Annotated in this window: 18 protein-coding genes; 11 read left to right on the top strand and 7 right to left on the bottom strand. The window is 71.6% G+C overall.

Annotated features, from left to right (window positions below; genetic code table 11):
- Nucleotides 1-44: 44 nt before the first annotated feature.
- Nucleotides 45-1,055, bottom strand: a complete 1,011-nt coding sequence (locus BLW41_RS06340) for a histone deacetylase family protein (RefSeq protein ID WP_093118821.1) — start codon at nt 1,053-1,055, stop codon at nt 45-47.
- Nucleotides 1,056-1,080: 25 nt separating this feature from the next.
- On the opposite strand from BLW41_RS06340, the gene BLW41_RS06335 reads away from it, so the two are divergent.
- The 7 genes from BLW41_RS06335 (at nt 1,081) to BLW41_RS06305 (ending at nt 9,374) form a co-directional block, all read left to right on the top strand.
- Nucleotides 1,081-2,637: an L-aspartate oxidase gene (locus BLW41_RS06335; protein ID WP_177169387.1), complete on the top strand. Its 1,557-nt coding sequence runs from the start codon at nt 1,081-1,083 to the stop codon at nt 2,635-2,637.
- 339 nt (nt 2,638-2,976) lie between these two features.
- Entirely contained in the window at nt 2,977-3,477 is a 501-nt protein-coding gene (locus tag BLW41_RS06330; protein ID WP_093117460.1) for a flavin reductase family protein, read from the top strand.
- 184 nt (nt 3,478-3,661) lie between these two features.
- Nucleotides 3,662-4,090 carry a hypothetical protein gene (locus BLW41_RS06325; protein ID WP_093117458.1) on the top strand — a complete coding sequence of 143 codons (429 nt, stop codon included), beginning with the start codon at nt 3,662-3,664 and terminating at the stop codon, nt 4,088-4,090.
- A 94-nt stretch (nt 4,091-4,184) separates the two neighbouring features.
- Nucleotides 4,185-6,170, top strand: coding sequence for a hydantoinase/oxoprolinase family protein (locus BLW41_RS06320; protein WP_093117456.1), 1,986 nt, complete (start codon nt 4,185-4,187; stop codon nt 6,168-6,170).
- Nucleotides 6,167-7,717 carry a hydantoinase B/oxoprolinase family protein gene (locus tag BLW41_RS06315; RefSeq protein WP_093118819.1) on the top strand — a complete coding sequence of 517 codons (1,551 nt, stop codon included), beginning with the start codon at nt 6,167-6,169 and terminating at the stop codon, nt 7,715-7,717. The genes BLW41_RS06320 and BLW41_RS06315 overlap by 4 nt, the downstream gene beginning before the upstream one ends.
- 40 nt (nt 7,718-7,757) lie before the next feature.
- Nucleotides 7,758-8,651, top strand: a complete 894-nt coding sequence (locus BLW41_RS06310; protein WP_143038636.1) for an NAD(P)-dependent oxidoreductase — start codon at nt 7,758-7,760, stop codon at nt 8,649-8,651.
- Nucleotides 8,652-8,735: 84 nt separating this feature from the next.
- Nucleotides 8,736-9,374, top strand: coding sequence for a DUF1802 family protein (locus tag BLW41_RS06305; RefSeq protein ID WP_093117452.1), 639 nt, complete (start codon nt 8,736-8,738; stop codon nt 9,372-9,374).
- A gap of 169 nt (nt 9,375-9,543) precedes the next feature.
- Here the strand turns inward: BLW41_RS06305 and BLW41_RS06300 are convergent, their stop codons facing one another.
- From BLW41_RS06300 to BLW41_RS06290, 3 genes are read right to left on the bottom strand one after another with little or no spacing between them, the layout of a single operon-like run.
- On the bottom strand, nt 9,544-11,145 hold the full coding sequence (locus BLW41_RS06300) for a hypothetical protein (protein WP_093117450.1): 1,602 nt from the start codon (nt 11,143-11,145) through the stop codon (nt 9,544-9,546).
- The gene (locus BLW41_RS06295; RefSeq protein WP_143038635.1) at nt 11,138-11,818 is read right to left on the bottom strand and encodes a PilW family protein; all 681 of its coding nucleotides are present in this window, start codon (nt 11,816-11,818) and stop codon (nt 11,138-11,140) included. The genes BLW41_RS06300 and BLW41_RS06295 overlap by 8 nt, the downstream gene beginning before the upstream one ends.
- On the bottom strand, nt 11,815-13,176 hold the full coding sequence (locus BLW41_RS06290) for a carboxypeptidase-like regulatory domain-containing protein (RefSeq protein ID WP_143038634.1): 1,362 nt from the start codon (nt 13,174-13,176) through the stop codon (nt 11,815-11,817). The genes BLW41_RS06295 and BLW41_RS06290 overlap by 4 nt, the downstream gene beginning before the upstream one ends.
- 238 nt (nt 13,177-13,414) lie before the next feature.
- Here BLW41_RS06290 and BLW41_RS06285 point away from each other — a divergent pair, with 238 nt between their 5' ends.
- A complete protein-coding gene (locus tag BLW41_RS06285) occupies nt 13,415-14,200 on the top strand; it encodes a hypothetical protein (RefSeq protein WP_093117444.1) in 786 nt (261 codons plus the stop codon).
- A 67-nt stretch (nt 14,201-14,267) separates the two neighbouring features.
- Here BLW41_RS06285 and BLW41_RS06280 read toward each other — a convergent pair whose 3' ends face one another.
- The 3 genes from BLW41_RS06280 to cobT all read right to left on the bottom strand — a co-directional run bounded on the left by BLW41_RS06280 (nt 14,268) and on the right by cobT (nt 20,278).
- Nucleotides 14,268-17,180: an HD domain-containing phosphohydrolase gene (locus BLW41_RS06280; protein WP_177169385.1), complete on the bottom strand. Its 2,913-nt coding sequence runs from the start codon at nt 17,178-17,180 to the stop codon at nt 14,268-14,270.
- 186 nt (nt 17,181-17,366) lie between these two features.
- Complete coding sequence (cobS, locus tag BLW41_RS06275) at nt 17,367-18,254, bottom strand: adenosylcobinamide-GDP ribazoletransferase (RefSeq protein WP_093117440.1); 888 nt, start codon at nt 18,252-18,254, stop codon at nt 17,367-17,369.
- Nucleotides 18,230-20,278: a nicotinate-nucleotide--dimethylbenzimidazole phosphoribosyltransferase gene (gene cobT / locus BLW41_RS11375; protein WP_177169384.1), complete on the bottom strand. Its 2,049-nt coding sequence runs from the start codon at nt 20,276-20,278 to the stop codon at nt 18,230-18,232. Before cobT ends, cobS begins: the two co-directional genes overlap by 25 nt.
- A gap of 137 nt (nt 20,279-20,415) precedes the next feature.
- On the opposite strand from cobT, the gene BLW41_RS06265 reads away from it, so the two are divergent.
- Genes BLW41_RS06265 through BLW41_RS06255 form a run of 3 tightly spaced genes read left to right on the top strand, consistent with a single transcriptional unit; the run spans nt 20,416 to nt 23,172 of the window.
- Nucleotides 20,416-21,291 carry an ABC transporter ATP-binding protein gene (locus BLW41_RS06265; protein WP_093117436.1) on the top strand — a complete coding sequence of 292 codons (876 nt, stop codon included), beginning with the start codon at nt 20,416-20,418 and terminating at the stop codon, nt 21,289-21,291.
- A complete protein-coding gene (locus tag BLW41_RS06260) occupies nt 21,288-22,121 on the top strand; it encodes an ABC transporter permease (RefSeq protein WP_218138291.1) in 834 nt (277 codons plus the stop codon). Before BLW41_RS06265 ends, BLW41_RS06260 begins: the two co-directional genes overlap by 4 nt.
- Before the next feature lie 55 nt (nt 22,122-22,176).
- Nucleotides 22,177-23,172, top strand: a complete 996-nt coding sequence (locus BLW41_RS06255; RefSeq protein ID WP_093117434.1) for a hypothetical protein — start codon at nt 22,177-22,179, stop codon at nt 23,170-23,172.
- The last annotated feature ends 52 nt before the right edge of the window (nt 23,173-23,224 follow it).

The following is a 23,224-nucleotide window of genomic DNA, read 5'->3' as shown; positions in this document are numbered from 1 at the left end:
CGCGCAACCGCGGCCCCAGCGCGGCGGCGCTGGTGCTTGCCAGCTCAGCGTGCGAGTAATGGCACGGCGCCCGCGAGCGCCGCGAGCGCACGCTCGACGAGCGGCGAGCGCTGCGGCTCCGTAACCTCGGCCGGCTCGGCGAGGGCAACGATCGTGGCGAGCACCGATTCGGCCAACGCTGTGAGGTCGTAGCCGCCTTCCAGCACGAAGCCAAGAGGAACCCCCAGCGTACGCGCCACCAGGTCCAGGTGGCGGGTGATCTCCGCGTAGTCGTCGGTCTCCAAAAGGCAGCCGCCGATCGGATCGGCACGGTGCGCGTCGTAGCCCGCCGAAACGAGGACCAGGTCGGGCGCGAAGCGTCGCAGGGCGGGAACCACGACGTGCGCGATCAGGCCCACCCAGTCGTCGCCGGCGCTGCCCGCCGGAACCGGCAGATTGATCGTGTATCCGCGCCCCGGCCCGGACCCGACGTCTTCGAGCGCTCCCGTTCCGGGGTAGAAGGGCCACTGGTGGATGCTTGCGAAGAGCAAGCGATCCGAGCGGCGGAAAGCCTCGCAGGTGCCGTTGCCGTGGTGGACGTCGAAGTCGACCACCGCCACCCGCTTGGCCCCGAGGGCGAAAGCGTGGGCGGCCGCGCAAGCAACGTTGTTGAAGAGGCAGAAGCCCATCGCGCGCTCCGGTTCGGCGTGGTGTCCAGGCGGACGCACGGCCGCGAAACCGCGCTCGTAGCTACCGGTCAGCAGCGCCTCGGCGAGCGCACAGGCAGCGCCCGCCGCGACCAGGGCCGCGTCCAGCGACCGCGGCGACACCGGCGTGTCGAGGTCCAGCGGCACGCCGGCAGCCACGTGCCTGCGCACACGCTCGAGGTGCGCGGCGCTGTGGACCCGCAACAGCTGCTGCTCGTCGGCGGCTGGCGCCTCGATCAGCTCGAGATGCGGCCAGCCGGCATCGGCTAGACGGCGTTCGATTGCCGCGAGTCGCTGGGGACGCTCCGGATGGCCCGGCCCGGTGTCGTGTTCACGGCAGAGCTCGTGCCGGAAGAAGGCGATCGCCACGGCCGGCTACCGTACCGCCCCCAAGGTGGACGATGCGCGGCGAGAGGTCGTCGAGCGGCACGAGCTCGCCGCTGCGCTGACCTGCGACGTGCTGGTGGTGGGCGCCGGACTGGCCGGCCTCTTCGCCGCGATCGTGGCAGCGCGCTCACGGGCGCGCGTGATCTTGGCGTCCAGCACCGCGCTCGACGCGAGTGCGAGCTGGCGCGCGCAAGGCGGCATCGCCGCGGCGCTGGCCCCCGACGACGCACCACAACTGCACGCCGAGGACACGCTGCGCGCAGGGCGCGGCGCTTGCCGACCGGAGGCGGTTGAAGTGGTCGCGCGGGAAGCCCCGCTGCGCGTGCTGGAGCTGATGGAACTGGGGGTCGTCTTCGACCGCAGCCGCGATGGCGCGCTGCAACTCGGCCTCGAGGGCGGTCATTCGCGGCGCCGCATCGTGCACGCCGGCGGTAGCGCTACCGGCCGCCGCGTCACGCGCCGCCTGTCGGCGCTAGCGGCCGCCGACCCGCGCATCACGGTGCTCGAGCAGACGCGGGTAGTACGCCTATTACCGGCCGCGGACGCGGCGCCAGCTTGCAGCGGGGCGTTGGCGCGCACTGCGGACGGCCAGCTGCTCGAGCTGCGGGCGCGGGCGACGGTGCTCGCCACCGGCGGCCATGCAGCACTGTGGGAGCGCACGACTAACCCGACCGGCGCCGTCGGCTCAGGGGTTTGGTTGGCGCTGGCGGCCGGCGCCAAGGTCGCTGACCTCGAGTTCCTGCAGTTCCATCCCACGGCGCTGGCGCTACCCGGACCGCTCGACGGCTTCCTGATCAGCGAGGCGGTGCGGGGCGAGGGCGCGCGGCTGCTGGACGAGCGCGGCGAACGGTTCTGCAACGAACTGGCGCCCCGCGACGAGGTCGCGCTGGCGATCTGGCGGCGACTGTCGGCGGGGCACCGCGTCTACCTCGACGCGCGCGAGCTCCCGCTGCGGTCGCGCTTCCCGAACATTGCTAGAGCGTTGCGCGAGGCCGGGATCGACGCTCAGCGCGAACTAATTCCGATCGCACCGGCCGCGCACTACGCGATCGGCGGGGTCGCCACCGACCTCGACGCGCGTACCTCGCTGCCCGGCCTCTACGCCGTCGGCGAGTGCTCTTGCAGCGGTCTACACGGCGCCAACCGTTTGGCCTCCAACTCGCTCGCCGAGTGTCTGGTGTTCGCCCACCGGGCGGTTCGGCGCGCGCTCGATGAGCCACCGCTCGAGCCGCCCGCGCACCTACCGCCGCCGCTTCCCTCGCCCACTCCTACACCGCCAACACGCGCCCGTCTGTGGCGATACGCCGGCATCGAACGGCACGCCGAGGGCTTGCGCCAGCTACTGGTGGACCCGCATCCGCTCGCGCGGCTGGTGGCCGCCTTCGCGCTCGCTCGAACCGAGAGCAGGGGTGTGCATCGCCGCCGCGAGCACCCCGAGCCGCAGCCAGTGTTCGAGCGCAAGCACTTCCTGTACCGGCGGCCGCCGACCGCGGACGATGCGCTCGCCTTAGAGCAAGTCGCGCGGCCAATGGATACGAAGTATCTAGAGCTCGAGAGCTGGTAACGTCTCTCGCGTTTGGCTGGTCGGCCAGCTTCCTCCACAACGACGATGGGCGCGACCGCAAGCGGTGGTGCCCCACGACCGCAGCAGCGCGAGCAGGGGTGCGTCCAGGAGGCAGAGAGCTTTCCGCAATCGTGACGAAGCTTCCGGGACGCGGGACGCGTCCCGGTTTCCGGGTCGCGCCCGACACGTGAGCGATCGCCGTCGGGCGCAACTCGCACAGGGGGCAGGGCGGGAGGCCCTGGGGAACGACTCCCCGGGGCCTCCCCCACTTTTTGCGGCCGCCCATCTTCTGCGACCGCGCGAGCGCGCCAGCGGCGCGCGGCGCTAGCATCGCCGACCTTGCCGGCGAGCCGCCCGCACACCCTCGTAGAGCTCTTCCGCGAGGCGATGGCGATGCTGCCCGCCGGTGTGTGCGTGGTCACCGCACGCGACGCCGCCGGCAGCCCCCGTGGCCTTTTGGCGACCTCTGTTTCCTCCTACAGCGCGTCGCCGCCGTCGTTGCTCTTGTCGGTGGCGCGATCGGCGCGATCGCATAGCGCGATCACTGAGGGCCGGCGCTTCGGCGTGCACCTCCTGCGAGCCGAACGTGGGCTCGCGATCGCCGAGCGCTTCGCGGCGAAGGCGGAAGACAAGTTCGCCGGTCTCGCTTGGCGCTGGGACGAGGGCGTGCCGTGCCTTGAGGACGTGATCTGGTACTTGCGCTGCCGCCGATCGGCCACCTTCGGCCACCACGACCACACGATCGTGGTTGGCGACGTCGAAGTCGGCGAGGTACACCCCGGCGAACCGCTCCTCTACGCGCGGCGACGGATGGACTGGTTGCTGCGGCCGGGCGAGTGACTCGTCGTCTCCAGGCGCGTCCCTCCTCCCCGCCGAGTGGCCTCGCTCGCGGCAGAGCGACAAGTCCGACCGGGGCTCGCCAACCCTTAACTCGCCGTTAACAGCCCCTTCGTTTTTACGGGTGAGAAGGAAGGCTGAGAGCCCGTGAGCGGCGAGGCTCCGCGGGAGGGAGGTACGGACCGCCATGTACCAATTCAGCCGGGCGATCTACAGAGAGCTTGCTCCACTGGTCCACGGCGATCGGACGGTCGGTGGCGCGATTGCGGCCCGCCGGCGTCTGCTCGAGGCGTGCGAGGCGACGATCGAGCGGCTGGCGACCGATCGCCACTACTTCGCGCACCCGACGCGTTTCTTGTTCGAGGAGGTGCGCACGCTGTTTCCCCTGCACGAGCAGTCGCGTGTGCTGCGGGTGATCGAGCGTCACCTGCGGCTCGCAACCGCCTACGTCGAGGAACATTGGCGCGAGGGCGTGACGTTCGACGGCAGTCCCTTGCGCTGTCATGCGAGCACTCGCAAGGGCACCCCGTGCCAGCGCGTGCCGCTACCGGGGCGCCGCTACTGCCCCTCGCACAAGCACCTCGAGGAGCGCTTCGAAGCCGCCGCCGCGGCCTGACGCCAGGTCGGCGCCGCTGCGCGAAATGCGCGCGCGGCCGCCGTCGGCCGGCGAGCGCTCGTTGGCACGGCACGGTCGCTAGCGTGCCGCGCCGATGGGCGAGCCGGTGCGTGGGGCGATCGTCGGCGTCGACGTTGGTGGCACCTTCAGCGACGCAGTGGTCGCGCACGCCGGGCGCGTCGTCCAGGCGAAGGCAGCGACGACGCCGACCGACCAGTCGCAAGGTGCCCTCGCCGCGATCGAGCGCGCGCTCGCAGCCGCCGGCGTCGAGGCCGACGAGGTCGCGCACTTCGTTCACGGCACGACCGTCGGCACCAACGCCCTGCTCGAGGGGAAACTGGCACGCACGGCGCTCCTAGCGACGGCCGGTTTCGAAGATCTCGAGGAGCTGCGGCGTCAAAACCGTCGCTCGCTGTACCGGCTTTGCGAGCACCATCCGCCGCCGCTGGTACCGCCGGAGTTGCGGATCGGGGTGCCGGAGCGCTGCGGCCCGCACGGGGTAGTGAGGGCGCTGGCCGGGGAAGCCCTGGCGGACCGACTACGCGAGCTTGACTGCGAGGCGTTTGCCGTCTGCCTGCTTTGGTCGTTCCGTTTTCCGCACCACGAACGCCAGCTGGCGAAGCTCCTCGGCGAGTGCCACCCGCACGCTCACGTCTCGCTGTCGCACGAGACCGCGGGCGTTTTCCGCGAGTACGAGCGCTGTGCGACAACGATCGTCGACGCGGCGGTTTCGCCGCGTCTTCGCGACTACCTGCGGCAGCTGGAGCGGCGCGCTGGCGCGGCGGGGCTACCGGCTCCCGAAGTGATGCTGTCGAGCGGCGGCACGGCCGACGCCGCGACCGCCGCCGCCCACGGGGCTTGGACGGTGCTGTCGGGACCAGCGGCCGGCGCCGTCGCCGCCGCACGTCTCGCCGCAATCGAGGGCGAGACGCGGGCGGTGGCGCTCGACATGGGCGGGACTTCGTGCGACGTTTCGCTGGCCAGCGACGGCCGTGCAAGGGTCGTGCTGGGTGGCATCGTCGCCGGGCGACCGCTGGCTCTGCCGCTGGTCGAGGTGCATACGGTCGGCGCCGGTGGCGGCTCGATCGCTTGGCGTGACGAGGGCGGCGCGCTGCGCGTCGGGCCCCGCTCGGCTGGCGCCGTGCCGGGACCGGCCTGCTACCGCCGCGGCGGCCACGAGGCGACGGTGACCGACGCCAACCTGCTGCTCGGCTATTTGCCCGAGGACGTGTCGCTGGGGGGCGAGCTGCGGCCGGACCGCGGGGCGGCGGCGCGCGCGATCGCGACGCTCGCCGCCACCCTCGGAATGGACGCGCCGAGCTGCGCCGAAGGGATCTATGAGGTGGCGTGCGCCGAGATGGCGCAGGCGGTACAGGTGCTCACCGTCGAGCGCGGTATCGATCCGCGTGGCCTGGCGCTGTGCGCGTTCGGTGGTGCCGGTCCACTCCACGCCGCGCGCATCGCCGAGGAGCTCGGCATGCGCCGTGTGCTTGTGCCGCTCGCGGCCGGCGTGCTCTCGGCGCTCGGGCTTGCGACCGCCGAGCGGCGTCGCGACGCCGTGGCGAGCGTCCTGCTCAGCGGCGATGCGCTTACCGACGGCGCGCTCAGGCGCACGGTCGCGCAGCTCGCGGCACGCGCACGCGACGCGCTCGGCGAGCCCGAGGCTGAGCTCCGCGTGACCTACGAGCTGCGTTATCGGGGACAGTCCTTCGAGCTCGACCTCGAGGCTCCGCCGGAAACGACGGTGGGCGAACTAAGGGCCCTGCTGGACGAGGCCCACCAGGCGCGCTACGGCTGGCACGACCCGCAGGCCGAGCCGGAACTCGTGACCGTCCGCGTCGCTGCCGTCGGCGAAGCGCCGGCCGTCGACTTGCCGGCGCCGACCCCGGGCCGCTTACGCGCCACTCACGGTGTGCGCTGGCGAGGACGCGAATACGCCGCGGGGGTGGCCAGCGGTCCCGTCGCGGGGAGCGGCCCGTTGGTGGTCGAGCTGTCGGGAGCGACCGCCTTCGTGCCGCCGGGTTGGCGAGCGCGGCTCGGGCGCGCGTCGTTGATCCTCGAGCGGGAGGCGCCCCGGTGAGGCACGACCACCGGCCCGCCCCGAACCCGCGGGCGCGCCTCGACCCCGTCGAGCTGCGGGTGACGCTCGCCGCGCTGCGCTCGGCCTGCGAGGAGATGGGCGCGGTGCTGGTGCGCTCGGCGTACTCCGCGAACATCAAGGAGCGCCGGGACTGTTCGACGGCGCTGTTCGACGCCGCCGGCTGCCTGGTCGCGCAAGCCGAGCACATTCCCGTCCACCTGGGAGCGATGCCCGCCGCCGTGGCAGCGGTCATCGCCGAGCGCCCACGACCCGGCGAGGTGTGGATCCTCAACGACCCGTTTCGCGGCGGTACGCACCTGCCCGATGTCACCGTCGTGGCACCGGTCGAGGTGCGCGGACACACGATCGGCTATGCCGCAGCGCGCGCCCACCATGCCGACGTCGGCGCGCGCCAGCCTGGCTCGATGCCAGCCGATTCGCGCACGCTCGACGACGAAGGGGTGGTGATACCACCGACGCGGATCGCCGACGCGCGCGGCGTCGACGAGGCGCTGTTCGAACGCCTGGTCTCGCGGATGCGCAACCCGCGGGAACGCCGCGCCGACTTCACTGCCCAACTCGCGGCCGTGCGTCACGGTGCGCGCAGGCTCGCCGAGATCGCCGAGCGACTCGGTAGCGCGCGCTTGGCGAGCGCCTTCGCGGAGACCCTCGATTACGCGGAGCGCCGCACCCGCGCCGGCATCGCGCGCTTGGGCGACGGCGTGCGCACTGCTCGTGACTTTCTCGAAGCGCCCGACGGCGACCTCGAGCTGCGACTGCGTGCGACGGTGCGCGCAGACGAGCTTGAGCTCGACTTCTCGGGCAGCGCCCCTCAGCACGACGGCAACCTCAACTGCCCGTTCGCCGTCACGCTCTCGGCCTGCTGGTTCGCGCTGCGGGTACTCACTGACCCCGACGCCCCCGCCTCGGCGGGTGCCCTGCGCCCGCTGCGCGTGATCGTGCCTGAAGGGTCGCTGCTCAACGCCCGGCCACCGGCCGCCGTCGCCGCCGGCAACGTCGAGACTTCCTCGCGCGTCGCGGACCTCGTGTTGCGGGCCTTTGGCCGCGCCCTCGGGCAGGGCACGATGAACAACTTGACGCTCGGTAATGAGCGCTTCACCTACTACGAGACGATCGGCGGCGGGCAGGGCGCCTGCCCCGACGCCGACGGACCGAGCTGCGTGCACGTCGCCATGTCGAACACGCTCAACACGCCGATCGAGGCGCTCGAGGCGGAGTTTCCGGTGCGCTGCGTGCGCTACGCGGTGCGCCGGGGTAGCGGCGGCGCCGGCCGCTTCCGCGGTGGCGACGGCGTCGTGCGCGAGCTCGAGGCGCTCGAGCCGATGCGTTTCGCCTTGATCAGCGAGCGGCGACGGCACGCGCCGCCCGGGGCGGCCGGCGGCGCGCCCGGCCTGCCGGGCCGCAACTTCTTGAACGGGCAGGAGCTCGGGCCGAAGGTCGCCGGCAGCTTGCAGCCCGGGGATCGCCTGCGCATCGAGACACCCGGTGGCGGCGGCTTCGGTCGACCCAGCGAACGCGGCGCCTAACGTGCCGCGGGGCGGCGGTGGTCGTTACTTTCCGCGGGCGATGCGGACGGTGGCGTTTCTTGGGCTCGGGATCATGGGCTGGCCGATGGCGCGCAATCTTGCGCGTGCCGGCTACCAGCTACGGGTCTGGACACGCACACGCGAGAAAGCCGAGCGCTTCGCCCGCGAGCACCGCGCGAGCGCCCATCCGACGCCGGCAGCCGCGGCAGAGAACGCCGACGCGGTGGTAACGATGCTGCCCGACGCGCCCGAGGTCGAAGAGGCCCTGCTCGGGTCCGCGGGCGCCGCTAGCACGCTCGCCCAGGGCGCGATGGCGATCGACTGTTCGACGATCGGGCCGACCGCCGCGCGTCGCATCGGCGATCGTTTGGCGGCGCTCGGGATCGCCTTTTGTGACGCCCCGGTCACGGGCTCGCGGCCGCGCGCTGAGGCAGCAACCCTGACTTTCATGGTCGGCGGCAACAGCGAGGTCGTTGCTCGCGCGCGGCCACTGCTCGAGGCGATGGGCGAGCTGATCGTCCACGTCGGTGGTCGCGGGCACGGTGCCTTCGCGAAGGTGATCGCGAACGCCGTCACCGCGATCAACGCGGCGGCGGTGGGCGAGGCGCTGGCCACCGTGCAAGCGGCCGGGATCGATCCGCAGCGCTGGCTCGAGGTCGCCCGCGCCGGCTCGAGCGGCTCGCAGATGCTCGAGTTGAAAGCCCCAGCGATGCTGGCACGCGACTACACGCCGCTGTTCCGCTTGCGACACATGCTGAAGGACCTTCGCCACTACCTGGACGAGGCCGAAAAACTGGGCCTCGAGCCGGCGCTCGCACGCACCGCCGAGCGGCTTTACGAGCGCGCGCTAGCGCTTGGGCTCGGCGACCAGGACTTCGCGGCGGTCGCCGAGGTGGCCGGGGGAGCGCGCTCAGCCCCCCGCCGCACCCCTTGAAAAATCAGCGCGCCTTCGCAACAATTCCGCGGCCGCTGCGCCGATCGGCCGCAACTCCCTGGGAAACGAGCGACTGCGAAAGAGATGCCGGTAGCGCTAAAGGAATGGGCTGTCACGGTGCGCGCCCTTGCCGAGGGCGAGCAGCTGCTCACGCTCCGCAAGGGCGGCATCCGCGAGGACAGCAAACACTTCGAGCTGGAGCACGACCGCTTCTTCCTGTACCCGACGTTCGATCACCAGCGCAACGACCTGGTGCGGGAGTCGCACTTGCCAGAGCTGCCGCGCGCGCTCGAGGAGGGCGTGTGGCCGGAGGGCGAAGAGCCTTCGCCGGACGATCTGCTCGAGGACGGCGGCATCGAGCAGCCGAGCCGCGTGCGTATCCGCGCTTTCGCGGAGGTCGCCGCCAGCTACCTGGTGACCGATCCGCGCGTCGTCGAGGCGCTCACCCCGTACCACGTCTGGACGCCCGACTACGCGCAAAAGCGGCTGGCTTGGAAGCCCCGCTTCCCGCTCCACGTGATCGTCCTCAGGACTTACCGGATCCCGCGTCCGGTGACCGTGCGCGTGCGACCCGAGTACCACGGCTGTCGTTCGTGGATTGAGCTGCAGCGCGACCTGCCGTTCGAGGGCACACCGGTGCTCTCCGATGAAGAGTTCGAGCGCGCAGCCACCGAGATCGAGGCGATCGCTGCAGGGGTGGGTGCGCCCACGGCGGCGCTCTAGGCGCGGGAACCGCTGTAAGCGCCGTAGCAGGGCGCGCTAGCAGGGCCGCCGTAGCGGGGTTGACGGGCGGGAGCGGAGCGCTCGGGAGCTGAGCGCGCGTGCTCCGCGATCGCACTCCGAGCGCCTAGGGTCAAGCGCGTCGCAGCGCACGCCCGTCGCTGCGCAGGCGCTACCGCGCAGGCACCTGCTCGTGCTGCTCGACGATCTTCCAGCCGGCGCGCACCGGGTCCAGGAAGAACGGCGGGCTGCGGAAACGCAGGCGATCGTCGTAGGTGTAGTTCTTGGCGTAGCCACTGTTGACGGTGCCACCGCTGAAGGTCCCGACCGGCCCGCGGAAGCGCTGCGCGATCACGCCGTTGACGGTGAGCGTCCCAAGCGGCGATCCCTTGCTCCAGTTGTCAACGATGAAGGAGTGCGCGAGCGCGAGAATTGCGGCGTCGATCGACGGGTTCGAGAGCGCACCCGGCGCGTTGCTGCCGGTCGACGTAACGGGGTGGTAGACGCGCACGAACTGGTTGGCGATCAGGCCCAACAGGACGTCGCCGGAACGCGTGATGTTGCCGTTCACCACGATGTCGTCGGCGGCGCCGATGGTGAGCGGCTGCGCATAGGTTCCGCGCACCCAGGCTTCGCCGCAGCTTGCCGCGCTCTGATACTGAGCGCGCTGGTCGTACGGGGTCGGGCAGCCGCCATCGGCGCGGTCGACGTACAACAGCCCGTTGCTTGGCAACGGCATGCTGCAGGGGTTGGAGAGCCCGAGCGAGCTGCACTTCGCGGGGTTGTCGACGGTCATCGAGTTGCCGCTCAGGGTGATCACCGTCTTACCCTGGAACAGGTAGCGCGGGTCGGTCTGCTGTTTGAGCGTGCCGTTGGTCGGCGGCATGTCAAGCACCGGTGCCCCGGGCGTGTAGGCGCCCTGCCAGACCGGTGACCCGGAGCCCGAGCACCCGGAGTCGCTCCAGCCGGGCGGGGATTCGGAGATCTCGACTGGATCCTGGGCGTTGCGTCCGAACGTTGGGCTTCCGCAGACGTAGATGCCGTCGTTGGTGTGGAACGGCCCGCGTACGTAGTCGACCGAGAGGAAGTAGATGTTGGTGCAGCCCGAGGGGCGGCCGTTACGGCGGTAGCGCTGGCAGTTCGAGCTCGCCCAGGCCTGTTGATCAGGGTCGCTGTAGGTGGCGGGATCGGCGGTCTCGAAGTCCGTGAAGTAAATGAAGTTCAGGAAGCTCCGCCGCTTGAAACGCACGATGATGCTGCGTTTAACCGGCTGGTCGGTGGCGCTGAGAGGTGCCCGTGAGCGCCCGGTCACGCGGATTCGGAAGGTTCCGCTTACCGGATCGATCATCGACCCCACCGGGTCACTCGGATTGCAGGCGGTTTGGCCGGGCGCGGGCAGCAGCTCGATCGTGTACTGGGAGGTGTCCCCTGGCACCGTCCGCCAACGCCGGGGATCACTGCCACTGCCGTTCCAGGCTTGGTTGACGGGGTTCGGGTCGCTCCCGTTGGGGGGCGGCACGTTGTCGCACTGCGCCCAATAGTTGGGGTTCACGGCGAGCTTGTACGAGTAGTAGGCGACGCCGGCTTCGGCTGCCGCCCAAGCGCGCTTGCGCTGCATGTCGATTGAGGACGCCCGGATGTCCGGCACCACGGCGGCGAAGGCGGCCGCCACGAGCAGCCCGCCGACCAGCAGGACGCCCATCAGCGTGACGGTCGTAAAGCCCCGCTGCGAAAGCCAGACGTCGCGCAGGCGTGCTCGCACTTGGTCAACCACAGGAGGGACCTCCGGTGGAGCTGGTGTTGTCGGCAGAACGCACGAAGACTTCGTTCTGCACGTCGCTCGCGCGCTTAGCCGCCGACGGACGGTTCGAGGGACGCGCCTCGAACGCGACGACGATGCGAATCGTGCGCGCGCGGTCGCTGGCGGAGAGCGGCGCCGGCAGCAGCACGCTCGCGCCGCCGTTGGTCGTGTCCCACGCGTAGTACCTGAAGATCGGCGTCGAGGCGTCGACCGGGTAGGCGTTGTCGAGCAACAGGTTGCTGCGGGTGGGTGACGCGGGGTAGGTGAGGTTCGGGTAGGTGCCGCCGGTCGGCAGCCACACGCTCTCGGTCAGCTTGCGGGTCGTGGGATCGTATGCGAGCTCGCGAATCTGGACCTGGTTGCGGCTCGTCCCGTCGCTCAGATCGACGTAGAAGCGGACGCGGTTTTGGTCGGCGTAGATCAGCGGCGGGTTGGAACCGAGACAGACTTGGCTGCGCAGCACGCGCGTGGCCTCGGCCATCGCGGTACGCGCCGCCGCCAGTCCCGCGGCGCGATCGCTGATCTCCGACGACGCCCCCCACGAGCGGTCGAGCACGGCGAGGCCGGCGCCCAGCACCAGCAGACCGACGGTTACTCCGACCAGCAGCTCGATGAGCGTGAAGCCGCGCTGCTCGCGCACGCTCATGGGCACCTCCCGCGGGCGGAAGTGCTGGACGGAACGGTGATCGTGATCGTCGCGGTACCGTCGGGCGAGGTGTTGGCGATCGTTCCGCTCGCGTAGGCGTAGCGCGCGCTGCTGCCCGACTGGTTGTTGTCGGCACAGATCCGGTAATTGCCGAACGGAAAACCGGGATCGTTGAGCTTGCCCTGACTGTTCGTGAGCTTGCGGAACGTCTGGGAGCAGCCGCTGTCCTGGCTGTAAGCGACGACTTCGGCGCCAGCCATCACCGCCCCCGACGAGTTCTTCACCACCACGTTGATCGCCGGTTGGATGACCGTCACATCGACCGTGTCGCCAGGCCCAGGGGTCCCGAGACCGGGGTTCGTCTGGAAGTAGTTGGCGGCGTAGACGGTCGGATTGTTGGCCGCGCAGCCGCCGGTGAAGACGCCGTATCCGGAAGGAAACGGGAAGAGGTCGCCGGTGGTGATCTGGGTGGCAGGGCTGCCAATGGTGAAGGTCCGGTAGTTCGGGGACGGCAAGCTGGCGTTGGCGACCGAGAGCGTCGTCGCCTGCGACTGGAAGAGGGTGCCGCCCACCTTGGTGGCAATCTGCGCGCGGATCTTCCCCGGACGATCCATCTTCATCGTCTTGTTCACCGTCTGCCCGGGGATCGGCGAGACCACCGAGGTGGGCGGCGAGCTGCCGTCCATCTGGACGTAGCTGGAGGGTGCCGTAACCGTGTAATCGCCGCCGGGCACGCCGGCGAAGAACACGCAACCCTGGTCGTTGGTCGTTGCGACCAAGTTGACGGGGCCGGAGAGCTGCATCGTCACGCCCGGCAGGGGCTGGTCGTTGCGATCGACGACCGTCAACACGATCGCGCCGCCCGACGCGTCAAGGGGGGTGCCGCGTGGCGTGACGAGCGTGCGCAAGGTGACCGGCCTTGGCAGCGCCGGCGAGCTGACGGTCGACGTCAGGCGCAGGTAGTTGGCTTGCGCGTTGGGCTGCGTACAGCCGGCGTCGGTGCCGCTGTCGCTCAACCAGTCGGCGCGTGAGCGCACCGTGTAGTTGACGCCCTTGACCGTCACGACGCGCGTCTGGTCGAGGTTCGCGAGCTGGTCGTTGCGCAGCCCGCGCATGCGATCGATGTCCTGCTCGGCGAGGCTCATCGCCACCGACCGCGAGCGGTCGACAGTGGTCGCACGCTGAAAGCCGTCGAGCCCGCCGAGGATCGCGGTCGCCGTGGCGGCGACGATCACTGCTCCCATCAACACTTCGACGAGCACCCAACCACCGGCGCTGGCGGCGCCTGCCGCACGCTTCGACAGTCCCGCCCGCAAGGCGCGTCCGCGCTGTCGTATGTGGTCGGCGAGAGGGGCCATCGTCCCTGACGGCTGCAGCTGCTGGTTCCACTATCGGCACGAACGCGAAGCGCGCCAATCGAACTTTGGTCCAAGCAGCGCGGGTGCGGGTCAACCCGCAGGTCGCTGCGCGCAGCAGCGGCAGGGCGTGGCAACGGCAGGGCGTGGCAACGGCAGGGCGTGGCGGCGGAGGGGCTTGGCGGCGGCAGGGCTTGGCGGCGGCAGGGCTTGGCGGCGGCGGGCCGATTAGCGTGGCGCTGTGCCCTGGACGGAAAGCCAGTCGGCGTCGTTCGGCGCGCGCCACGAACGCAGCGACACCGACGACGCGCAGAACCTGCTGCTCGACCTCGAGGAGTTTCGCGCGCAGCTGAGCCAGCTCTTCCCCCGGACCCCCGGCGAGGTGCACGTGGTGCTGCACCCGAGCGACGCCTCGTTGGTCGCTGCGCAACCGGCGCTCGTCGCCTGGCGGGCGACGCAGACAGCGACCGCCCGCCGCTACCTCGCGGGCTGGCCGAGCGGCCGCGAACTGCACGTGCTCGCACCCCGCGCGCTCCGCCAACGCGCGGCGCCGCGCGCCGCCTCGCTACGCGCGCTTGCGCTAACCGCGCGGCGCCTTTACGTGCAGGTGGTCGCCGCCCACAACGGCGTGCCGCTGCCACCCCCGCTTACCCCTGCGCGCAGCTGGCGGCTCTGGCGACTCGGCTGGCTCTGGGAGGGTCCGGCGGCAGTGCTCGCCGGCCAGGGCCAGGCGCTGCTACCGGCTCTCGCCACCCGGCTGCGCGAGGGCCCCCTCGGTGGCCCGCCGCCCGGCCCGCGCGACGCCCTACTCGGCGGCCTGGCGGTAGCAGCAGCACTGGCTGACCGCGACGGCGAGGCCGCGCTCGCGCGGCTCTACGCGCTCGCCGCCGAGCAACCGCCGCGGGACCGCGGCGAGCGGCTCCTTGAGCGTGCCTTCCGGGCACCGCTCGGCGAGGTCGGCGAGGCGCTCGCCCGCTTCCAGGCGGAGGTTCCCCGGCGGCTGGCGCGGCACGCGGAGTCCCCCTGAGTGGAGCAAGCAGAATCCGCCTAGTGGAGTCCGGTCGCCGCGGATCCACCGACGCGACGGCGTCCGCCTAGCTGGAGACAGCTGCTGACGAGGAGGCTTCGCTCGGGGCGCCGCCCGGACCCTCGCGTTCGTCGAGCAGCGCCAGGAACGCGCTCACCACCCTTGGATCGAACTGCGTACCGGCGTTCCGTGCCAGTTCCTGGCGTGCGACCTCCGCTGGCAGGGCGGGCCGGTAGGGTCGATCGCTGGTCATCGCGTCGTAGGCGTCGCAGACGAGGATGATGCGCGCGCCGAGCGGGATCTCCTCACCGGCCAAGCCGTCGGGATAACCCTTCCCGTCCCAGCGCTCGTGTTCGTGGCGAACGATCGGCAAGACGTCGCGCAGAAACTCGACCGGCCGGAGGATGCGCTCGCCGATCACCGTGTGCTGCTCCATCTCGCGGCGCTCCGCGTCGCTCAGCGGACCCGGCTTGTTGAGGATTCGATCAGGAACCGCGATCTTGCCGATGTCGTGAAAGATCGCGCCGAGACGGATGTTCTCGATCTCCCGTTCGTCGAGCCCCAGCTTGCGCGCTACCGCTTCGGCGTTGCGCACCAGTGAGCGGGAGTGCGACGCCGTGTAGGCGTCCTTCGCCTCCAGGGCTGAGGCGAGCGCTTCGGACGTCCCCATGTAGGCGCGCTCGAGACGCTCGTAGAGGCGCGCCGAGCGCAACGACGCTCCCAGTAGGTCGGCTACCGCCTGCAGAGCGACCGCGTCGTCATCGTCGAAGCACGCGACCTCACGCTCGCTAACGAAAACCGCCCCCCACGGCTCCCCCTCCACCCACACCGGTACCGCTAGCTGCGACTGCGCGGCGTCCCAATCAGCGAACGCGCTGAGGCCGAATTCGTCGCCCTCGGCGCTGGCGTCGCGGGCGACCAACGCTCGACGCTCGCGCAGCGCTCGGCCAACCAAGCCGGCGTCGCGCGGCAGCCGCGCGCTCGGCGCCTTCTCTGTGACCCGGCCGCGCGCCGCCGCCACTTCCAACTGGTCGCCGTCACCCACCAACCGGAGGACCGCGCAGGAGTGAAAGCCGAAGGCTCGGTGCAGCTCGTCGACAACCGCTTCAACGATGCGCTGCGCGTCGGTCATCGCCGCCATCCGCGCGCCGAGGGCCGCAGCCAGCGAAAGTTGGCGAGTTCGCTTACGGAGACGCACGGTCTGCGCGCTCGCCTCCTCGACGAAGCCGGAGATCAGTCGCTCGGCGGCCGGGGGTGCCTCGACAGCACGCTGCGGCAGGTCGAGCGCGAAGTCGATCGGCACGCTGCGAGCGCTCACCACCGTGTCCCGTCCGAGGCGGAGCTTGCCGTACATGAGCGCGCGCTCGGCGCGTGCCACGAGAGCCGCCGCGGTCTCCCCGGGACGCCACTCTGCAAGACCGATCGTGACGCCCACTGTCACCCGGACACCGAGCGCCTGGACGGCGCGGGCGACAGCGCCGCGGACCCGTTCAGCCGCGCCGCGCGCCTCGCTCTCGGCGGCATCGACCACCACCAGCGCGAACTCGTCGCCGCCGTAACGCCCGACGAAGTCGAAGCCCCTCACCGTCTGGCGCAACGCGTAGCCGACGGCACGCAGGACCTCGTCGCCGACCAGGTGGCCGAAGCGCTCGTTGATCTGCGCGAAGTGATCGAGGTCGAGCAATAGCAACGACAAGCGGTGGCCGCCGCGCCGGCAGCGCTCGACCTCGCGCGCGAGCGTGTCCTGCAAGGCCGCGTGGTTGAGGCAGCCGGTGAGGGCGTCGCTGTGCGCCACGAGCGCCAGGCTCTCGTGTTCGGAAGCGTTGCGGCAGGCGACCGCTGCCAGCTCCGCGAACGACTCGAGGGTGCGCAGCTCGGCGGCGGTGATGCGGCGCGGCTCGCGGTAGCCTACGCAGAGCACGCCGCGTAGGCGGCCGCCCCAGCGCATCGGCACGCAGAGCCCCGCGCGCAGCCTGGTGAAAAACTCGTGGGGGGCGCCGGGATCCCGCTCGTAAGCCTCGGTCACGTACGGTCGACCGGTAGCCGCGACCTTGCCGGCCGCACCCACGCCGTAACCGAGCTGCAGTCCGATCGCCTCAGGCGGCAAGCCGTGAACGGCCTCGAGCACGAGCATCTCCGCGCTGCTGTCTGCTCCGGCCAACTCGTGGGCACCGGGCGCGCGGCGGGCGACCCGAAAGACGGCGGCGGTGTCGGCCTCGAGGATGCCAGCAGCCTCGCGACCGATCTGGGTGAGGACGCGTGGCAAGTCGAGGCTCTCGTTGAGCGTGCGGGCAGCGCGGGTGAGCGCCGCCTGCCGAGCCAGCTCGCGCGCCCGCTCGCCGCTGGTGCGGGCGTGCTCGAGCGTCGCCCGAGCGACATCGACGAACGCCTGCACGAGCTCGCCGGAAGCAGCGGGTTCGCGCCGCGGCCGATCGAGCACCAGCAGTTGGCGCACCGGCGCTTGCTGGCTCCCTTCGCTCGTGATGGGAAGCAACAGCAGCGGTTCGGCCCCCGACAGTGGCTCCACGGCTTGTGCACCGAGCGCGATGCGCAGCTTGCGCGCCGCTTCCCCGAAGAGATGGACTGGTGCCGCGAGTTCAGCGGCGAAGGCCGCCAAGCGACGGGCCCGCTCGCCCGCGAGCTCCTCGCGCGAGCACTCCTCAGACGAGCGCGCTTCGCCCGCAAGCGCTGACGGTGGCCGCTCGCGCGAGAGTCCGGTCCGCGCACCCTCGCTTGCTTCCGGTCGCGTGCCGTCGGTGCCGCGGCCTACCGCGATCAGCTCGCAGCGTCCCGCTTCGTCCGGCGCGTAGATCGAGAAGGCGCGCTCGGCTTCGAACACGCTGCGCGCCTCGGCCGCGACGGTCATCCGCAGCTCGGGTCCGGGGCCGCTGGCTGCGACCGCCGCCAAGCGTCCGGCCGCCGCCAGCGCGCGCGCGACAGCCTCAGCGGAGCCGGCGGACGACGGCGCCGGCATCGTCATCGGCTCCGTCCCTTGCGGCTGAGGGCTGCCGGCGAGCGGCGTGGACCACCACTCGCCCGCTCCACCTTGGAACGCGTGCGCCATCGGCTTTCAACTCGGCATTTACCCGTGCCGCTTGAACGCGAGACATACGCGCGTTTCGTGGGACCGCGGGATCGCTTCACGGTTCGTTCAGCGGAGTCGCGATCACGCCAGCGCCGCTGCTGCCGCCACCAGCGCTAGGGCCTCGGTGCCAGCGATCGCCGCCCCCAACGTGTCGCCGCTGCGGCCGCCGAGCGCTCGGGTCGCCCACAGTCCGGTGAGCAACCCGACGACCCCCGCACCGACCAGAAGCAGCAGGCCGAGCAACCAGCCGCGCGGGCTGGCGAGGGCTGGGGCGAGTGCTCCCGGCAGCGCCACCACCGAAGCGGCCAGTGCGGTCCCCGCTCCGGGCGCGAAAGTAGCGCCGAGTCCCGTCGCTCGGGCCGGCACCGCAGTCGCAGCCTGAGCAAGCGCGGCGAAGCGCGCACAACTGCCCGCCGCGATCGTCGCTAGTAGCGCGCGTTCGGCGTCGAGGCGGGCGAGCGACGTCTGCAGCGCAAGCAGCCAGAGCACCACGGCGACCACACCGAACGTGCCGAGCCGCGGGTCGCTCATCGCCGCGCGCCGCCGCTCCGGATCGCGCGCCCCGAGCGCGTCCGCGCAGTCCCCGAGGCCGTCGAGGTGCAGGGCGCCGGTCGCCGCGACGAGGGTCGCGGCGGCGGCGAGCGCCGCCAATCCGTCGCCGAGCACGCCGTCGAGCGCCCAGCGCACGCCACCAACCAGCGCCCCGAGCAGGGCGCCGACGAGCGGAAAGATCACGATCGCGGCGGGCCCCGGTGGCCCGCTCTTCGCGCGCACCGGTGCGACGGTGAGGAAACCGAGAGCGTCGGCGAGGGCCGTGAGCGCCGCGCGAGCGGTGCGGCGCAGCCGCCCGTCAGCGGCGCCGCCAGGCGGCCCCTCAGCGGCGCCGCCAGGCCGCCCCTCAGCCGCGTCGCGCAGCCGCCCGTCAGCGGCGCCGCCGTCGCCGCTCAGTGCCCGCCCTCCGCTCGCCAAGCACGCGGGTTGCGCGTGACCGAAGCTCCGGCGAAGGTCGCCATGCGCGCGAGCGCGGCGCCGGTCGCCTCCACCAAGCGGGCCGCGAGTACCGCACCGGCGCCTTCGCCTGCCCGCAGTCGCAGTTCCAGCAGCGGCTCGAGGCCGAGCTCCCGCAATACCAGCGCATGCCCCGGCTCAGTGGAGCGGTGGGCGGCGATCAGCACCTCCCAACTCGAGGGTTGGAGCGCGCAGGCCACCAGCGCGGCAGTACCGACCGCGAAGCCGTCGAGCAGCACCGGCACGCGCGCCTCGGCGGCCGCCAGCAGCGCACCGCACAGCGCGCAGTGCTCGAGGCCCCCTACCGCTTCGAGCCACTGGAGCGGCTCGCGGGCTGCACCGCGGTGACGCTCGACAGCGGCGCGCACGGCACGACGCTTGCGCTCGAGACCGGGCGCGTCCATCGCGGCGCCGCGACCGACCAGAGCGTCTGGGTCGGCATCGAGGGCCAGCGCGGCGAGCGCCGAGGAGGTCGCGGTGTTGCCGATCCCGATCTCGCCGAGCGCGATCGCTTGCACACCGCTCGCGACCAGCTCGGCGGCGAGCCGCCGACCCTGCTCGATCGCTGCCTCGACCTCGCCGGTCTTGAGCGCCCGCTCGGTCGTCATGTCGCGGGTGCCCTCCCGCACCTTGCGCGCTAGCACGCCGCGCGGGGTCGGCCCGGCGAGCCCGATGTCGGCGACGATCAATCGATGGTCAAGCGCCGCCGCCAGCGCACCGACCGCCGTTTGGCGGCGGGCAGCGGCCGCCGCCACCTCCGCCGAGACGCGCTGCTCGAAGAGGCTCGTGCCGTGCTGCAGGTGCCCGTGATCGCCGCACGCGACGAGCACCCCCAGGCGCAGCCGCTCGGGTGGCGGCCCACCGGTGATCGCCGCCCAGCGCGTGGCGAGATCCTCGAGCCGCCCCAGTCCGCGCGGCGGCTTTACCAGCTCGTCGAGCAAGTCCCGAACCGCCGTCTGCGCAGTCGCCTCGCTGGCGGCCACCACGCCCATCGCAGGCGGCGCGCTGGTGAACGCCCCGCGCGCGGTCACAGCGCTCGCCACCGCTACCCGCGCGCCGGCCTTGCTGCTGGTTGCCGCGCCGCGCCCACCCGCCCCGGCGCCCTGACGCATCGCGGCGCGCGCGGCCCGCCCGCGTTCGGGCTGCCAACGCTCCTCCATCACCACCGCTTCGAGCGGCAAGCGCTGGGCCCAGCCCGCAGCCTCAAGGCCGGGGCGCGGCGGGCGCTCGTCGGGCCAGCCCACGCACAGCCAGGCGAGCGGGTCGACGCGCTCGGGGATTCCGAGCAAGCGGCGTAGGTCGGCGAAGCGGTAGAAGCTCACCCAGCCGACACCGAGCCCCTCGGCACGCGCGGTCAGCCACAGGTTTTGAATCGCACAGGCAACCGACAACTGCGCGGTCTCGGGGATCGTGCCACGGCCCAGAACCTCAACCCCGGGCTCACCGTTGTCGCAGCACACGCAGATGCCAAGCGGTGCCTCGACGATCCCCTCGATCTTCTGGTCGAGAAAATCGTCGGCGCGCTCGGCAAAGCGAGCGGCTTGCCGGAGACGCTCGCGCTGTGCGATCCGCCGCACTGCCCGCCGCGTCTCGAGCGAGCGCACGACGATGAATCGCCAAGGCTGCATGAGGCCAACCGAGGGCGCCATGTGGGCTGCCTCCAGCAGCTTCCGCAAGAGCTCGTCAGGCACCGGGTCGGGGCGGAAGCGGCGGATGTCGCGGCGACCGCCAATGACCTCTCGCAGCGCTGCGCGCGCCGGCTCAGCGAGCCGCCAGCCGGCGGGGTCGGCGGCGCGTTCGGCCGGTCGAGTGGGGTCGAAACCAGCGGGTGTCGCAGGCCGCTCGGGGGCCGCCGCGTCACCGTCGCGCTCGCGGCGGGTCCCGTCGTCGCGCGGCGGGCGCGTCTCATCGCCATCGCGCTGCGGGGGTGGTCCACCACCGTTGGTCGGCTGGCGCTCGACACTTCGCGCACGCTCGGAAGGCACGCGTCGCAGCTTACGGCGGCCCGCCGGTGGCAGTCGCGGCGCGCCGGGTTGGCGGCCGCGTGCGCAATCCTTGGCGGGTGACCCTGGCCGCCGCTCCTCGACCATCGACGACCGCCGCGCCGCCTGCCGCCCTGCGGATGCGGGGCGTAGTCAAGCGTTTCGGCCCGATCACGGCGGTCGCCGGACTCGACCTCGAGGTGCCGGAGGGCACCTGCGTCGGTCTGCTCGGCCCGAACGGCGCCGGCAAGTCGACGACGATGAAGATGCTGACGGCGCAGGCGCTACCCGACGCGGGCGAGATCGAGGTACTCGGCTACCGCGTGCCGGCCGAGTCCAAGCAGGCGCGCATGGAGTGCGGGGTTGTGCCACAGCTCGACAACCTCGACGTCGAGCTCACCGCCCGGCAGAACTTGATGGTCTTCGCGCGCCTGTACCGGGTGCCCCGCGCGCAGCGCCGAGCGGCCGTGCAGTGGGCGCTCGAGATCGCGAACCTCACCGAGCGCGCCGAGGAGTTGGTCGATCGCCTCTCCGGTGGCATGCGCCGGCGGCTGTTGATCGCGCGAGCGCTGGTACACCGGCCACGTCTGTTGCTGCTCGACGAGCCGACCGTCGGACTCGATCCGCAGGTGCGCCAAGAGCTGTGGGCGCTGATCGATCGCCTGCGCCGCGAGGGCACTTCGATCCTGATGACCACCCACTACATCGAGGAGGCCGAGCGCCTCGCCGACACCGTGGCGATCATGGCGGCGGGGCGCATCGTCGCGGAGGGACCGCCTGCCGAGCTGGTGCGCCGCCACGCCGGGCGTGAGACACACGAGGTCTACGGCCCGCCGGCCCGTCTCGACGAGCTGCGGGCCGCGGCCGAGGCGCGGGGTTTGCGGGTGCGCCGCACCGGCACCGCGCTCGCGATCCTCGGTGCTGAGCGCGCCGACGGGTGGCTGCCCGACGGCGTGCGGCGGGCGGCTTCGCTCGAGGACGTGTTCGTGATCCTGACCGGCGAGGAGGTCGAGTGACGAACGCCGAGGCGGCAGCGATCGCAACGCCCCCGCAGCGCGTCGCGCAACCGCCGCGCCGACGCCTGCACCGGCTCGAGCCGGCCGCCATCGCGGGCGTGATGAGCCGCGACATCACGAACTTCCGGACCTTCTGGAAGACCACGACGTTCTCATCGGTGCTCGACCCGACGATCTACCTGCTCGCATTCGGACTCGGCCTGGGGGCGCTCGTCAAGCGCGTCGACGGGATGCCCTACGTGGAGTTCGTGGGCACGGGCATGGTCGCCACCGCCGTCCTCTTCTCCGCCACCTTCTCGGCGATGTACGGGGTGTTCGTCAAGCACCGCTTTCAGCACACCTACGACGCGATCTTGGCGGCTCCGGTGGATGTCGAGGAGCTTGCGACCGCCGAGATCCTGTGGCTCGGGATCCGCGCCGGGATATACGGGTGCGCACCGCTGCTGGTGACGATGCTGTTCGGACTGGAGCCGAGCGCGGGGATGCTGCTGGTGCCGTTGGTCGGCGCGCTCACCGGTCTCGGTTTCGCCGGTCTCGGCGTGTTCGTTGCCGCGACCGCCTCGAAGATCGATCACTTCAACTACATCCAGAGCGGGCTCGTGACCCCCCTGTTCCTGGTCTCGGGCACCTTCTTCCCGATCGACCAGCTGCCCCGCGCCTTGCAGATCGCCTCGCTCGCCAATCCGCTCCATCACTGCGTGGAGCTGGTGCGCGACGCCGTCTTTGGGCTGCAACTGGTCGACCTCGCGCACGCCGCGGCGTTACTCGCCTTCGCGCTGGTTACCTGGCGACTGGCGGTGCGCCGCCTCGAGCGGCGGTTGATCGTTTAGCCGGCACCGGCAGCGAGCGCTTGCCGGGCACTGCCGTCATCCCTACGCTCGCAGGGTGCGCGCCGCGCTCCGTCGCCTACTCCTGCTTGCCGTCGTGGCGTGCGTCGCCGGGCCGGTGGAACTCGCGCACGCGGGGCCCATGCGTACGGCGTCGCTTGCCAGCAACGGGCGCCCGGATCGGATCGAGAGCTTCGCGGACGGCGCAGGCCGGCAGTTTTTGGTCGGGACTGACCTGCCCGGCGTCGATCTTGCGTCGTTCGCTCGCATCCTGATCGGCACGATCCATGGCAACGAGCTCCGCCGCGTGCAGGTGCTGGTCGCGCCGCGCGCCGACATCGACTCATTGTGCGGTGAGCAGGCAGCGGCTTGCTACTTCGGCGCCGACGATGGCAGCGGGCGCGGCCAGATCAACGTTGCTGCCGACGATCCTTCGCTGCGCCACTCCCTGATCCACGAGTACGGCCACCACATCGACAACCAGCTAGTGGGGATCGGCAAAGGCATCTCGCTGAACCGCTTGTCGTGCTCGGTCGGCGGCGACGGCTCGCGGCGCTGGCTGTTCGCGCGCGAGCGCCAAAGCCGTGTTCTGACGAGCGGCCGCTTCCGTTGCAATCCCACGACCACGCCCTGGGATCGACTTCTGCCGGAGCTGTTTGCCGAGGACTACGCCTACCTGAACGGCATCCGTGACTGGCAGATTCCAGGTGTCGCGCCGCCCGATCAAGGGGTGCTAGCGGCGCTGCGGGCCGACATGCGCTGGCCGCTAAGGGTGCGTAGGCGCACTTGGCGAGGGCAGCTTGCGGGCGCCGGCTCGCAGCGGCTGATCAAGCTCCGCCTGACGCTGCCGACGCTGCTCGGTCTGAAGCTGGTGGCCCCCGCGCAGACGCGTTTCGAGCTGCGGCTGGTGCGCGCCGGGCACCTCCTCTCGCGCAGTGCCGGCCGTGGGCGTAAGCAAGTACTGAGGCCGGTTTTGGAGAGCGGCAGCTACCTCCTAATCGTCCGCTCGTTGGCCGGTCGGGGGCCCTTCCGCGTGGCGATCGTGGAGCGCTAGCGAGCTCGACCGGAGCGCTACCGGAGTGCGGCCCGAGCGCTAGCCAAGGCCT

Origin of the sequence: Thermoleophilum album, assembly GCF_900108055.1 — a bacterium.
Classification (GTDB): domain Bacteria; phylum Actinomycetota; class Thermoleophilia; order Solirubrobacterales; family Thermoleophilaceae; genus Thermoleophilum; species Thermoleophilum album.
The sequence above is the reverse complement of the archived record's forward strand: the minus strand, read 5'-3'. Positions and strand labels throughout refer to the sequence as shown.